12 protein-coding genes are annotated in these 13957 nt (G+C 46.7%); 3 read left to right on the top strand and 9 right to left on the bottom strand.

Going from position 1 to position 13957, the window contains the following annotated elements; all coding sequences use genetic code 11:
* Nucleotides 1-19 precede the first annotated feature (19 nt).
* Nucleotides 20-1057 (top strand): M42 family metallopeptidase, encoded by a 1038-nt coding sequence (locus PUW25_RS08705; RefSeq protein WP_047909864.1) that lies wholly within the window; start codon nucleotides 20-22, stop codon nucleotides 1055-1057.
* Nucleotides 1058-1184: 127 nt separating this feature from the next.
* Here PUW25_RS08705 and PUW25_RS08700 read toward each other — a convergent pair whose 3' ends face one another.
* The 8 genes from PUW25_RS08700 to hemE all read right to left on the bottom strand — a co-directional run bounded on the left by PUW25_RS08700 (nucleotide 1185) and on the right by hemE (nucleotide 10215).
* Nucleotides 1185-2123: a hypothetical protein gene (locus tag PUW25_RS08700; protein ID WP_047909865.1), complete on the bottom strand. Its 939-nt coding sequence runs from the start codon at nucleotides 2121-2123 to the stop codon at nucleotides 1185-1187.
* 27 nt (nucleotides 2124-2150) lie between these two features.
* On the bottom strand, nucleotides 2151-4079 hold the full coding sequence (locus PUW25_RS08695; RefSeq protein WP_047909866.1) for an ABC-F family ATP-binding cassette domain-containing protein: 1929 nt from the start codon (nucleotides 4077-4079) through the stop codon (nucleotides 2151-2153).
* Nucleotides 4080-4174: 95 nt separating this feature from the next.
* Nucleotides 4175-4990 carry a DUF92 domain-containing protein gene (locus PUW25_RS08690; RefSeq protein WP_047909867.1) on the bottom strand — a complete coding sequence of 272 codons (816 nt, stop codon included), beginning with the start codon at nucleotides 4988-4990 and terminating at the stop codon, nucleotides 4175-4177.
* Nucleotides 4991-5152: 162 nt separating this feature from the next.
* Nucleotides 5153-5779 (bottom strand): fumarylacetoacetate hydrolase family protein, encoded by a 627-nt coding sequence (locus tag PUW25_RS08685; RefSeq protein ID WP_047909868.1) that lies wholly within the window; start codon nucleotides 5777-5779, stop codon nucleotides 5153-5155.
* A gap of 33 nt (nucleotides 5780-5812) precedes the next feature.
* Nucleotides 5813-6565, bottom strand: a complete 753-nt coding sequence (locus PUW25_RS08680) for a glycerophosphodiester phosphodiesterase (RefSeq protein ID WP_047909869.1) — start codon at nucleotides 6563-6565, stop codon at nucleotides 5813-5815.
* A 23-nt stretch (nucleotides 6566-6588) separates the two neighbouring features.
* Nucleotides 6589-7968, bottom strand: a complete 1380-nt coding sequence (locus PUW25_RS08675) for a CapA family protein (protein ID WP_047909870.1) — start codon at nucleotides 7966-7968, stop codon at nucleotides 6589-6591.
* Between the two features lie 216 nt (nucleotides 7969-8184).
* Nucleotides 8185-9129 (bottom strand): ferrochelatase, encoded by a 945-nt coding sequence (hemH, locus tag PUW25_RS08670; protein WP_047909871.1) that lies wholly within the window; start codon nucleotides 9127-9129, stop codon nucleotides 8185-8187.
* Nucleotides 9130-9156: 27 nt separating this feature from the next.
* Nucleotides 9157-10215 (bottom strand): uroporphyrinogen decarboxylase, encoded by a 1059-nt coding sequence (gene hemE / locus PUW25_RS08665; protein WP_047909872.1) that lies wholly within the window; start codon nucleotides 10213-10215, stop codon nucleotides 9157-9159.
* Between the two features lie 258 nt (nucleotides 10216-10473).
* Between hemE and PUW25_RS08660 the strand changes: the two genes are divergently transcribed.
* Together PUW25_RS08660 and PUW25_RS08655 are read left to right on the top strand one after the other, a co-directional pair.
* Nucleotides 10474-11679, top strand: coding sequence for an MFS transporter (locus PUW25_RS08660; RefSeq protein ID WP_047909873.1), 1206 nt, complete (start codon nucleotides 10474-10476; stop codon nucleotides 11677-11679).
* Between the two features lie 347 nt (nucleotides 11680-12026).
* The gene (locus tag PUW25_RS08655; RefSeq protein ID WP_274336920.1) at nucleotides 12027-13238 is read left to right on the top strand and encodes an asparaginase; all 1212 of its coding nucleotides are present in this window, start codon (nucleotides 12027-12029) and stop codon (nucleotides 13236-13238) included.
* A gap of 76 nt (nucleotides 13239-13314) precedes the next feature.
* Here the strand turns inward: PUW25_RS08655 and PUW25_RS08650 are convergent, their stop codons facing one another.
* Nucleotides 13315-13947, bottom strand: coding sequence for an O-methyltransferase (locus PUW25_RS08650; RefSeq protein WP_047909875.1), 633 nt, complete (start codon nucleotides 13945-13947; stop codon nucleotides 13315-13317).
* Nucleotides 13948-13957 lie beyond the last annotated feature (10 nt).

Raw genomic sequence — 13957 nt, 5'->3', positions numbered from 1 at the left:
GAAGGAGAGATCTCGGACGATGACGATTCAAATAAATGAGCAATACTCAATGGACTTGTTAAAAAAGCTGCTGGAGACACCTAGTCCAAGCGGCTATACTCACCACATCATGGAGCTAATTGAAGCCGAAGCCAAAAGTCTTGATGCCGCTTATGAACGGAATGCCAAGGGAGGACTCATCATCTCCATGCCAGGCGAAGATAACAGTCGTACCATTGCGCTAAGTGCACATGTAGACACGCTAGGCGCCATGGTCCGCTCGGTCACAAATCACGGCACATTGAAGCTGACTTCAATTGGAGGCTTCATGATGCAATCCATCGAGAATGAATACTGCCAGATCCATACTCGCAGTGGCAAGGTATACACCGGTACGATTATGTCTACACAGCCCTCCGTACACGTGTACAGTGGAGCAAGAGATTTCAAACGTGAAGAGAGCGTAATGGAAGTTCGGATCGATGAGCGGGTCGAGAACAAACAGGATGTTCTTGGGCTCGGTATTGCAGTAGGTGATTTCATCTCGTTTAATCCTCGTGCAGAATTCACTACCAGCGGTTATATCAAATCCCGGCATCTCGATGATAAAGCCAGCATCGCAGCCTTGTTCGCCCTTCTGGAATCGGCACAGCGTGACGGCTGGAAGCCAAGGCATCAGGTCAAGCTGCTGATCAGTAACTACGAAGAAGTCGGACATGGAACGGCTTATATCCCTTCGGATATCGATGAGATGATCGCGGTTGACATGGGTGCCATGGGTGACGATCTAAGCTGTAAGGAGACCGATGTATCCATCTGTGCGAAGGACTCCTCCGGTCCTTATGATTATGAAATGACAACTCGTCTGATCGAGCTGGCTAAGAGTGCCGACATCCCATATGCAGTGGATATTTATCCTCACTATGGTTCCGATGCGTCTGCTGCACTGCGCGGAGGCAACAATATTCGAGCAGCTCTCGTTGGTCCAGGAGTACATGCTTCCCATGCGATGGAGAGAACACACAAACAGGCTGTTCTCAATACGGCCCGATTGCTTGGAGCCTACATTACCAGCTAATTTCGTTAGACCAGCACCTATAGATTGATTTGTAAAAATAAAAGGACTCGCCGATAGACCTGTCTTGGGTCTATAACGGCGAGTCCTTCTTCATATAACTAAACGGCTCATCACCAGCAGCTGCCTTCTATTCAGCCTCTTCTACAAAGCTTCTTCGCTCCTGCTGTAACTTATCAAGCTCAAGCTTAAGACTGTCTCTTGTGGACGATAGAGACGACAGGACACGTTCAACCTCCGCCACACCACGGCCAACCTGCTCTTTACCTTCATTAATTTTATTTTGTACCAGCCAATCCGTGAAGAAGCCATCCAGAAAATAATCAGCAAAGCTCAGCATACCGTCAATCTTTAACTGACCTTGAATGGATAGATCTACATCTCTCAGCTCTTCCTGAAACTCACGCAAATGATATTGTGCAGAATGCACATGAGATTCAGCATCATCCACACGACTATGCTTAATATAAGTCGAGATTGCTCCCCCGCCGAGCATATCATAGGTTCCCCAATTTCCTGCGGAACGCAGTGCTTCCTCAGCCTCATGAAGACTATGCAGCACTCTATGTCCTGCCCTCTCTGCTTCATCAACCTCTTTGATCTGGCCCTTCAGCTTAGCTTCGTGCTCTAGCGAGGTTAGAATGAATGGAGAGGAATCCAGCAGGGTATCCTGCTTCTCTCTCATTAGCTGCTCATATTCCCGCTCCCAGTTCTGCCATTCTGACAATGCGGCCAGCTCTTCGTCTACGCCTTTCATTTGCTGACGAATGTCGTTCAAGGCATGAACCGCTTCGTCATACAGACCTTTGCTCTCAAGAAGCTCAGCCTCTTCCTTTTCCAGCCTTTGCTCTTTTTTACCAACGATGCTGTAGAATACAGAAGCAATGGAAGTGCGTGTCAGCGCATCCACATCCTTTTGTTCTTCAGCCAGATGCGTTTTGCGTTCTGCCACCAGCTCTTCTTTTTGCTGCTCAAGTTCTCTCAAATGGTCAAGCCTGGAGTTCCATTTAGACAAGAGCCTTCCCTTTTCCTTCAGAAATGCCAGTCGCTCATTCACTTCCTGATACATAGACTCCTCCTGTTCAATATCCGTCGTTTACTTCTTGCTAAGCTCAATTTGCTCCGCAAGCTCATTAAGATAAGTCCAGCGTTCCATCAAGTATTCAAGATGCTCCTCTGTTTCGGCCTGCTCTTTCATAAGCTCCTGAAGCCTGGAAGCATCACTGAATGCTTCCTCCATCTGTGTAGTAATCCTCTCAAGCTTACTTTCAGTCTCCTCAATTTGGCTGTCAATGAGTTCATATTCACGCTGTTCCTTGAAGCTGAATTTCAGCTTCACTTTAGGAGGCTCTGGTGCAGCTGACGAAGAAGAATCGGGCTTCACTATCTCTTCCTTTTTGCCAATCGGCTTTTGCTGAATTTGTACGTTTTTAGACAGCCACTCGGCATATTCTGAATAGTTCCCTACATGCACGCGCACCTGACCTTCTCCTTCGAAAGCAAGCACTTTGTCTACTGTCCTGTCTAGGAAATAGCGGTCATGGGATACCACAAATACGACGCCTGGAAAATCATCCAGATATCCCTCAAGAACACTTAGTGTTTGGATATCCAGATCATTCGTCGGCTCATCCAAGAGCAGAACGTTAGGCGCAGACATTAACACACGGAGCAGATACAGCCGGCGCTTCTCCCCTCCGGATAATCTTGAAATGTAAGTCCACTGAGCTGCAGGAGGGAATAGAAACCGTTCCAGCATCTGTGCAGCAGTAATCGTCTCCCCTTCCCCGGTTCGGATCACTTCTGCTTCCTCTTTGATGTATTCGATGACCCTCAGATTCTCATCCATCTCCTGATGTTCTTGTGTGAAATAGCCCAGCTTGACGGTAGGCCCAACGATGATCTCACCTGCATCCGGCTGAATTCCACCTGCAATCATATTCAAGAGCGTAGATTTACCGGTTCCGTTCGGTCCCACAATGCCAACACGGTCCCCCGGCACCGCAATATAGCTAAGGTTATCTACGAGTTTTTTGTGCTCTGTACGCTTGGTCAAGCCTTCAATTTCTAGAATTTTCTTGCCGAGCCGGGTTGATGCTACAGACATCTCCAGATGACCTGAACGCTGTACACCCTCTTGATCTTTTAACTGTTCAAACCGGTCGATTCTTGCCTTCTGCTTCGTCGTTCTTGCCTTCGCTCCTCTGCGGATCCATGCCAGCTCATTCCGCAGTAAATTCTGGCGCTTCTGCTCGGAAGCCGCTTCTCTGTCTTCACGCTCTGCTTTGAGCTCAAGAAATCGGGTATAATTTGCTTCATAACGAAACAAACGGCCATAATCCAGCTCCAGCATGACATTGGCCACACGATCCAGGAAGTAACGGTCATGCGTAATCATGAGCAGTGCACCGCGGCGCTTCTGCAAGTACTGCTCGAGCCATACCACTGAATCATTATCAATATGGTTCGTAGGCTCATCCAGAATAAGCAGATCTGAAGGATGGATAAGTGCCGCTGCCAGAGCTACTCTTTTGCGCTGTCCACCAGATAATGAGTCCATTCTCGCATCATACTGCGTAATCCCCAGCTTGGACAGAATGGTCTTCGCCTCACTCTCAAGCTGCCAAGCATCATAGGCTTCCATTTGCTCACTCTGCTTCGTAAGCCGCTGAAGAAGAGCTTCATCGCTTGGCTTGAGCGCGAGCAGCTCCATCGTTTCCATATAATCACGAACGGCCTGCATTTGAGGTGTATCCCCTTGAAACACCTGCTGCAGCACCGTCATGTCTGGATCAAACTCAGGGTTTTGCGCAAGCATTTGAACCCTTACTTGATTACCGATCGCAATATTTCCTTCATCCGGCTGTTCAAGACCCGCAATAACGCGAAGAAAGGTTGATTTACCTGTGCCATTAACGCCTACAATTCCGATCTTGTCCTGATCACTCATTCCGAAGGATGCATCCTTGAAGAGAATTTTCTCTCCATAGCTTTTAGATATATTCTCAACTGTCATTATATTCATATGTTTATGTCCCTACTCTTTTCTATGGATTGAATCAGTCTCATACTACCTATTGATTCGATTATATACAAATTACAACTTGAGCCTGAGGGAACTTATAGTAATAACAATCCCAGCAGGATGGCGATGCCGCCACCGATGAGTGAGCTGAACAGATTAACCAGATCATTACTCATCCAATGAAGTCCCTTGCCCCGTACTGTATTCTGTCCGCAATGATGATGAACTTCCACATCCTTGCCACAGACAGTACAGTGATACATGCGCTGAATGGTCGCTCCCATCAGAGAATCGGCATACGCTCCAATGAAGCCGGATATCGCTCCAATGATTGCAAATGCGATAAATGCAGTCAATGCACCCTCAGCTTCAGAGCTTAATTCCAGAAACAGATAAGCAAATCCGCCAATCATTAAGGCTCCAGCAGCTGCAGCTGCATTCCCCGTTACGGTGACACCACCCGATGACCCCGGAGGAATGACCTTCCATGTTCTTACTGAACGAGGGGGCTTGGAGCTTAAGCTGCCAATCTCCGTTGCCCAGGTATCTGCAGTAACGGTCGCCATAATGCCGATGAAGGCATATATCCAAACCGGATGGGGAAATATGGCGTGCAGCAGAACCAGCACCATACCAAGCCCGCCGTTCGCAAGCACTTGACCTGCATCCCGATTTCCTGTCTTAGCATACGATTGCTCGAGCTCCTGCTTCTCCCGCTTCTTGTACTTGGATAGTACCGTGGACGTTATGAAGAAGAGAAGCAGCGTTCCAAACCACATGAGATCGCCTGCCCCATAATACACGGCACCCATTATAACCGCAGCTATGCTGCCTGATAAAGTGAGCGACTTCTTGTAATATGCAGCACCGGCGATAAGGAATGCACACAGCGTTCCAATAATCCAATCCATCTGCCGTCTCCTGATTCTATAGTTATTTTAAATATAGTATAACATGTGCAGCCAGACAAAAAAGACACGTCATATACAATCCCTTAGTAGGAATAGATAAGCGTGTCCATAACTTTTCACAAGGATAACACAATTAATTGTTAAATCGTTCGATAACGTGCATTAATAACGGACGATTACAGCTCCCTTAGCTTCATTTGCCCAGGTCAATTCCAGTCGATCTCCTGGCTCAACAGGACCGACACCAGCCGGAGTTCCTGTAAATATAATATCTCCCGGCCCTAATCCATAATGCTCGGATACATAATCCACTATGTTTTGAATGGTAAATATCATGTCGCGAATGTTTCCGCGCTGCACTTCTTTCCCATTCTTATTCAGTGTAAATTCGGAATCGGATAAAGACTGAAGAGATTGAAGAGATTCAAATTCGGATATGGGAGCTGAATTTTTAAATCCCTTTGCCGCTGTCCATGGATGACCTTTTTGTTTGATCACAGACTGTACATCACGCAGTGTAAAGTCAATTCCAAAAGCATACGCATCGATGACTTCATCAACATTCATACCAGGAGTATGGTCTGCCCCGATTCTCACGACCAGCTCTGCCTCATAATGGATCTCTCCGCGGCCCTCCGGAAGTGTAAGCTCTTGACCTTCCATCAGAACTACCGCATGAGAGGGCTTCATAAATATCATAGGTTCATCAGGTACTGCATTCCCTAGTTCTTCAGCGTGCAGGCGATAGTTGCGGCCAACACAATAGACATTTCTGATCTGTGAGTTCATCTTCATCGTAATCCTTTCGCACTAATGTCTAATTTAAGCTTTAAACCATTTCATTGCTTTTTTTGCAAAAGCCTTTTGCCATAAATCCGGATTGTTCGTACACATCATAATGTCCTGATCTATTGCTGCCAAGTTACGCATAATTCTGGATGAATCTACGGTCCATGCCATGACATCAATTCCTTTTTTTCTCATGTCATTCATGAGCTGCTTATTCACATGTGGATATCCTATAGAGAGCAGATCGCATCTAAGCTCACTAAGCTGACGTACTAGATCCGGCGGATATGCGTTAATGATGAGTCCTGTTCGAGCAAACCGATGAATTAACTTTACTTTAACAAGGGATCTGCGGTCAAATGAAGTTATCACGTAATCCTCTTCATTCCATCTGCCAAACAGTTCTCTGAGCACGGCTGCAGGCAAGTGAGGATACATATCCCCTGTCGTCTTGAGCTCAATGTTCAGCTTGACCTTCCCCCTTGTCTGCTCCAGCACTTCAGCCAGGGTTGGAATTCGTTCACCCGCGTATTTCTTTGACTTCCAGCTGCCTGCATCTAGCTGTTTAAGCTCGTGCAAGGTCATGTCCTTCACAAACCCTTTGCCATTTGTCGTTCGCTCTAGCCGATAATCATGGATGACAACAGGATAGCCGTCCCGGGATAGCTGAACATCCAGCTCAATCCATTGGACCTGCGGCTGCTCCATTGCAAGCCCAAAGGCAGCCATCGTATTCTCCGGAGCAAGTGAGGAATAACCACGGTGTGCTACACAAGGATTGTTCATCTCCATCTCCTTACACCAATAATTTAATCTGCTGCCGATATGGAGCCATCTGCTCCTACCTTCACGTCAAACGATCTGAGCTCCAGCTCTTTCATAAGAGCAGCCCCTTCCTTATTCTCCATAGGGACCGGCTGCCCCAGCTCGGCATGATAAGGAATAGCCTTCATCGTGCAGTCTCCATTCTTCTGGCAGCTCGCCTGGAATACGGCAGTTCTCCACGTTTCCTCATTTGTGGATCTTGAGAAAATGAAATTGCCTGTACTGTAAGCAATCCATTTCCCCTTATAGGATTCCAGTCCCTGCAATACGTGAGGGTGTCCGCCAATGACCAGGTCTGCACCTGCATCAACAAATTCACGTCCCAGCTGTGTTTGGAGATCGTTTGCCATCGTCTGACGTTCCTCGCCCCAATGAGACATGACAACGACGAGGTCAGCCTCTTTTCTCGCTTGCCCAATCGCCTTAACAGCATCTGTACTATCATATGCATCTGCAACGCCCGGTTTTCCTGATTCAGCTCGCCAGCTTGCTTCAGGAATAACTCTAGTGAAGCCGAGCAATGCAATCCGCATTCCCTTGATCTCATAATAGACCGGGGCATAAGCATTCTTGCGATCCAAGCCAGCACCAACATATTTTATTTGATAATCCCTTAAATACTGGAGCGTATCCTCAAGTCCTGCCTGCCCTTGATCCAATATATGATTGTTCGCGAGATTAACGATGTCCACTCCCGCTTCCGTCATCGCTTCAAGCGCTTTTGGCGAGGATTTGTACACATAGGATTTGCCAAGTGCGGCCTCTCCCCCTGTCGTCACCGGTGTTTCCAGATTGATAAACGTAAGATCGTCGTTCTGAAAAAGAGTGCCTAGATGACGGTATGGATAATCAAAGCCTTCTCTCTCAAGCAATTCCTCGACCTTGCCCGAGAACTGCACATCACCCGCAAAGCTCATAACGACCCGCTCTCCATCCGCAGGTTCAGCGGACTTATCGGCAGAATTACCTTCGCCATTCTTCGGGTCTGGTTGCTCTTCAGCTTCCTCGGAGGCGGAAGAAGTCGTATCCTCTGAAGCTTGGTTCGGATTCTGATCTTCATCTTCCGTTGATGAAGGGTTCGAGTTATCCTCTTCGGATTCAGATGAGTCCCTCTCTCTGTTGTAAACCTCTGCTGTATTCCCTGTCTCATTCGACTCCTGCTCATCCTGGTTCTCTTCACTACTGGATAAGGATACGTCCGGAGCTTCTGCAGGACCTGTCAGACCCCCTACTGAATTAAAATATATGATAATACCTGCGATACATAAAATAAGGACAACGTTCAATGTAACCCACATTTTGCTTCTTCTGCGCTGTTTCTCTTTTTTCGCAGCCGAATGCTTCTCTGATCTTGACGGCAGCATACTCTCTCCTTCTACTTATTCCTGTTCTTAATGACTCAAATAATTCTAATAAAATCCAAATCTATTATACCAGCAAAAGGATATTTCTTGAATCCGGCTTTATACTCAGGCTGACAATAGATCAGCAATAAAAAAAGAGCCTGCATCCGGAGTGGATGCAAGCTCTCAAATCTAGCAGACCTTTTATATAAGCTCCCTACAGCATTATCTAAGAACTCAGTTTATGCCTTGCCAGGACTTAATGACACAGTCGCTCAGTGTCTCCATATACAATGGATCATTGTTAAGTGAATCGATCCGCATTAGACGCATATCGAGCTCCTTGGCGATCGCTTTCGCTTCAATATCCAGGTCGTATAGTACTTCAAGATGATCGGATACAAAACCGACCGGTGCCACCAGAACATCCTCAACCTGTTCCTTGCTCAGCACCTGCAGGGTATCGAGAATATCTGGTCCCAGCCATGGGGTAGCCGTCTGACCAGCACTCTGCCATGTAAACTGCCAGTTCTCTATGCCTGCCTGGTTCGCAACTGCCTTGGAGGTTTCCAGCAGCTGATCCGGGTAAGGATCTCCCATCTCTATGATCTTCTCCGGCAAGCTGTGTGCACTGAACAGAACACGAACTGAATCGCGCTTCGCACCCGCTTCTTCAAATTGATCGAGCTTAGCACTAACGCGTACAGACAATGCTTCAATCAGCTTCGGATGCAGATGATAGGATTCAACAAAGCTCATCTCAATCCCATGCTCTTCTGCCTTCGCTTGGGCTCTTTTGATATAGGATCCGATGCTCATCATGGAGTAGTGAGGGGCAAGAACGATACCAACCGCTCTTTTAATGCCGTCCTTAGCCATTGCATCCACTCCATCTTCAATGAACGGACTTGCATGCTTTAGACCTTGATAACAACGGAATTCTACCCCAGAGGCTCGCTCATCCTGTGCTAACGTCTTCTCAAGGGATTCCACCTGACTGTTCGTATGCTCGCGGAGAGGGAAGACCCCGCCGACGATAGCTTCATATCGTTCCGTAAGTTCACGAAGCTGCTCCTCAGATGGCTTATTTCCTCTTCTAATATGTGTATAATACGCCTCTATATCTTCCATGCTTTGTGGTGTGCCATACGACATGACAAGCACGCCTACTTGGTTGCTCATAGTAATTCCCACCTTGTCTCTGTATGTTTATAAGTGTGCATTCTGAACCTTCAGCGCTTCAGCTGAATATTCATGCACATAATCTGTCAGCTCCTTGAGCTTGTCAATAGAAGCCTCGGGAAATAGACCATGCCCTAGATTAAATATGTATCCAGGCTGCTGAATTCCTTCGTCAATAATACTTTTTGCATACTTCTTAATGACTTCAATAGGTGCTGTAAGTACGTATGGATCGAGATTCCCTTGAACAGCGAACTTATTCCCCAGTCTTCTTCGACCTTCATTAATGGACACTCTCCAATCCAAGCCCACTACATTCGCCTTGATGTCTGAAAGTGTAGGAAGCAGCTCGCCCGAGCTGACGCCTGGAAAATAAATTTTCGGAACGTCCAGATCAGATAATTCGTCGAAGATACGCGTAATGATTGGCAGCACGTAAATTTGGAAATCAGCTGGAGATAAGGCCCCCACCCAGCTGTCAAATACCTGAAATGCTTTACCGCCATTCTGAATCTGATGCCTTACATAAGTAATAACCATATCACCGAGCTTATCCATCAATTGAAACCAGACTGCTGGTTCGCTGTACATCATTTCTTTGGTTCGAATGTACCCCTTTGAAGGGCGGCCTTCGATCAGATAGCTGGCAATGGTAAATGGCGCGCCGGCAAAGGTGATGAGAGGAACCTTAAGCTCTTTATCCAGAATACGTATCGTCTCCATAATGTGCGACAAATCCTGCTCAACATGAATTGGACGAAGCTTCTCTACATCTGCTGAAGAACGGATCGGGTTGTGAATAACAGGACCTACATCCTTCACAATATCAAAATCAATCCCGATGGAAGCGACCGGATTCATAATATCTGAATATAGAATCGCCGCGTCTACACCCAATTTACGTACAGGCATGAGGGTGACTTCGGCAGCAAGCTCCGGCTGCTTGCAAATCTCAAGTAAAGTGTACTTCTCTTTGACCTTGCGGTATTCGGGATCGTAACGCCCTGCTTGTCTCATATACCATACGGGGAGCTGATCTACAGGCTGCTTATACCCTGCTCTAATAAACCTATCGTTATATGCCATTTCTTGGCCTCCAATAATGTCGTTTCTATAATTTCCATTATGCCCTTTTTAAAACCAGCTAACAAGTAAGCGAAATCGAACATCCATTGACAATTAGATGAAGGTTCCCTTAAGCAAATGAATGCAATCTGAAGAACCGATAAAGCAATGATTCATCAAGTTCCGCACAGAAATGACTCTTCCTGTAGTGTGTTATACTAAAATAATGGCAACAATTGAACCGTACGTTAGCGGCAGAAAGGAAGTGACCCTCATCAATTGAAATCATGGAAAATTAACCTTATCGTGCTATGGTTCGGACAATTTCTAGTCAATGCCGGCATGACAATGGTTACTCCCTTTCTATCATTATACCTTGCCCAGGATTTGGGAGTAACCGGTGAGCGTGAGATCGGACTGTGGGCGGGATTTATCTTTGCAGCCAATTTTGTTACCTCCTTTATATTTCAGCCCCTATGGGGTAAGCTTGCTGACAAATACGGCCGTAAAATCATGCTGCTGCGCTCAGGCTTTGGCATGGCCATTGTTATTACCCTCATGGGATTTGCACAAAACCCATGGCATTTGCTGTTTCTTAGATTACTGAACGGAACAATCTCAGGCTTTAATCCGGCAGCCGTCGCACTGATTTCGGGAACGACACCGAAAGACCGAATGGGATTTGCCATGGGAACTGTTCAATCAGGTCAGGTTGCTGGAACCATTCTGGGACCTTTAATCGGAGGCATATTAGCTGACCTCGTGGGCTTTAGACCTATTTTCTATATCACAGGCATTCTGATCTTCTCTGCTTCACTTCTGGCACTGTTTCTTGTCAGAGAGAACTTTGACCGTGAAGAGGCTGCACAATTGCCAGCACAGACGGTAATGGGAGGACTGCACGAGCTGACCAAAACACCTCAGCTGCCAGCGCTGTTCGCCGTCACCTTCTTGCTGCAGTTCGCTATGATCAGTCCCATGTCTTTGCTTCCGCTATATGTACTTCACCTGCATGGGACGGTAGAGAATCTCGCCTTCTTTGCCGGGATGGTGAGCGCTGTTGCAGGCATATCCAATATGATTGCCTCACCCCTCCTCGGGAAGCTGAGTGACAAGATCGGTTCGCATCGTATACTCACCTTTGCCCTGATCGGAGCAGCCTTGACCCTGATACCTCAAGCTTTTGTACAAAATGTCGGTCAGCTGATCGTGATTCGTTTCTTAATGGGCATATTTATGGGCGGCCTTCTGCCAAGTGTGAATTCCTTGATTCGTTCCTATACACCGGACGGGATGGAGAGCCGTGCCTTTGGGTTCAACAGCAGCACTCTGGCGTTAGGAAATATGATTGGTGCTGTAGCGGGCGGCTTCTTATCCGGCTTTATAGGCATTGAAGGCTTGTTTATAATTTCAGGCGCGCTTCTGTTGATCAATGTGATATGGGTGCATATGAAGCTGTATTCACGGAAAAAGTCAGCTGCATAGCAAGTGGAGCACCTCAACAAAGCTTCCGTTTCATCAAAGAAAAGACATTCTACCTGCAAGTTATCAGGTTGGAATGTCTTTCTTTATGTTTATAATCGCATTCCGGTACTAATAGATGTGAATATAAATGACATAAATATCGCAGATATCAATGGATCGCAACTTAAAATCATTCGATATGGAATTCATATTCATTCAATTTTCTTATGTTTTAGCATAATAACTCCATTATACGATAAATAACTTTTGTTTTCTTCGATTTTCAACATTTGTCATTTTATCTAACGTAAATATAGAATACTCCTCAAGACTACATACCAAAATTTACATTGGAGGAGTGTAACGGAATGAAATCTAACAACAGAATCAGCAAACATTTTGCCCTTTGGAGTACAGCCGCATTGACCGCCTTAACCTTGTCTCTATCCCCCATCGCATCTACTGCCAGCGCGGCTACCGTTGTCGTGCAAGGAACAACCTCTCCTGTACAGTCCACAGCACCGATCCGTAATACGACAATTCCGCCTCTTACTGAGACTGCCAAAACCTCCGAATTACCCAATGTTCTTGTGATTGGCACAGGCGGTACGATTGCAGGACAATCCACAGATGAGACCAGCTTTACCAGCTACAGAGCAGGCTCTCTGGCGATTGGTGACATGGTGGGCTCCCTTCCTAACCTGGACAAGCTTGCTGAAGTGAACACGCTGCAATTCGGCAATTCAGGCTCCTCTGCCTATACCATACCCGACCTATACGACCTGTCGATGTCGGTAGATAAAGCGCTTGAAACTTATGACAGTGTCGTTGTTACTACAGGCACAGATACTATGGAGGAGATTGCTTACTTCCTGGATCTAACGGTCCAAAGCGATAAACCCGTTATTATTACAGGTTCTATGCGTCCTTGGACAGTCATCGGCTCTGATGCGCAAGCCAATCTGTTCAATGCGATTAAGCTCGCTGCAAGTGGACGCACAACTTCCTTCGGGACGGTATTGATGCTCAATGATACGCTGCATTCTGCAAGAGGTGTAACCAAAACGAACGCTTATCGTACCGACACTTTTGAGACCCCGGTGCTGGGCGCTCTCGGATACATAGATGGAGATAACATCCGTATCTATCGTGCTCCTGCCCGGGCAATGAAGCCGGAAGGTACAGCGAAGCCTGTCTTCGACCTTTCCAAAATCTCGAAAGAAAAGCTGGCCGATACTAAAGTTGAGATCGCGATCTCTTATCAACAAGCAGGAGCTGGTGCGATCAGCGGGTTCGTAGCGAACGGAGCAAAGGGTATTGTCACCTCCGGAACAGGTGCAGGCGGAATTTCCAGTGCGATGAGTGCTGAGAGAAGAACAGCCATTGAGGAAGGCGTTGTATTCGTAACCACGACTCGTACCGGTTCAGGAAGTGTCTATAGCGGCGGCGAGGGTATCATATCGGGAGATAATCTGAGCCCGCAGCATGCTCGCATTCTGCTGCTTCTCTCCTTGGCATTCACAGATGACTTCGATACAATTAAAGGCTGGTTTGAAACCTACGGAAAATCCGAAGTATAATCGGCATCAGCCTGACTCTTATCTGTTATACATGAACGAACACCCTCGACAATAAGCATTCGAGGGTGTTCGTTGTTTATTTAACATATGCAATAGCAAGTCCGTCATAAGCCGGGATCAATGTACTGATTAATCGATCGTCAGAAGCCATCAGCTCATTAAATCTTCTGACCGCCTGGACCGAAGGACCATTCTTCTCATGATTTAAAGTTCTTCCGCGCAGGAAGCAATTATCTCCAATAATAAGCGCACCTGGATTCGACAATTCGATTGCATATTCCAGGTATACAGCATAATTCAGCTTATCAGCGTCGATAAAAAAGAAGTCAAATTTCTTCCCTTCCTCCTTCATACGCGCCAAGCTGTCTGCTGCCGGTCCTATTCGATATTCCACTCGATCGCCGAAGCCCGCTTTGCTCAAATGCTCATAAGCCAGAGCGGCATATTCTTCTTTAATTTCAAGTGAGGTTAATTGCCCTGTCTCCCCTAATCCTCTGCTTAAACAAATCCCGCTGTAACCTCCCAATGCACCGATCTCCAAAATCTGTTCTGCTCGCGAGGTCCGCACAAGCATTGTGAGCAGCCGTCCATATGCCGCTGCGACCGATACTTCAGGCATACCACGCTCTTTAATGGCTTCAAGCACTTCCTTCAGCATTTCATCTTCTTCATATAATTTAGAGACATAATCATCTGGTGTAATCATCATCGGATATGGA

The sequence above is a fragment of the Paenibacillus urinalis genome (assembly GCF_028747985.1).
GTDB lineage: Bacteria > Bacillota > Bacilli > Paenibacillales > Paenibacillaceae > Paenibacillus > Paenibacillus urinalis.
This window is presented reverse-complemented; position numbering and strand designations above follow the sequence as displayed.

Excerpts from the sequence above, each read along its gene's own strand:
- PUW25_RS08705 (WP_047909864.1), top strand. The coding sequence starts at position 20 with ATGACGATTCAAATAAATGAGCAATACTCAATGGACTTGTTAAAAAAG.
- PUW25_RS08700 (WP_047909865.1), bottom strand. The coding sequence starts at position 2,123 with ATGTATCAGGAAGTGAATGAGCGACTGGCATTTCTGAAGGAAAAGGGA.
- PUW25_RS08695 (WP_047909866.1), bottom strand. The coding sequence starts at position 4,079 with ATGAATATAATGACAGTTGAGAATATATCTAAAAGCTATGGAGAGAAA.
- PUW25_RS08690 (WP_047909867.1), bottom strand. The coding sequence starts at position 4,990 with ATGGATTGGATTATTGGAACGCTGTGTGCATTCCTTATCGCCGGTGCT.
- PUW25_RS08685 (WP_047909868.1), bottom strand. The coding sequence starts at position 5,779 with ATGAACTCACAGATCAGAAATGTCTATTGTGTTGGCCGCAACTATCGC.
- PUW25_RS08680 (WP_047909869.1), bottom strand. The coding sequence starts at position 6,565 with ATGAACAATCCTTGTGTAGCACACCGTGGTTATTCCTCACTTGCTCCG.
- PUW25_RS08675 (WP_047909870.1), bottom strand. The coding sequence starts at position 7,968 with ATGCTGCCGTCAAGATCAGAGAAGCATTCGGCTGCGAAAAAAGAGAAA.
- hemH (WP_047909871.1), bottom strand. The coding sequence starts at position 9,129 with ATGAGCAACCAAGTAGGCGTGCTTGTCATGTCGTATGGCACACCACAA.
- hemE (WP_047909872.1), bottom strand. The coding sequence starts at position 10,215 with ATGGCATATAACGATAGGTTTATTAGAGCAGGGTATAAGCAGCCTGTA.
- PUW25_RS08655 (WP_274336920.1), top strand. The coding sequence starts at position 12,027 with ATGAAATCTAACAACAGAATCAGCAAACATTTTGCCCTTTGGAGTACA.
- PUW25_RS08650 (WP_047909875.1), bottom strand. The coding sequence starts at position 13,947 with ATGATGATTACACCAGATGATTATGTCTCTAAATTATATGAAGAAGAT.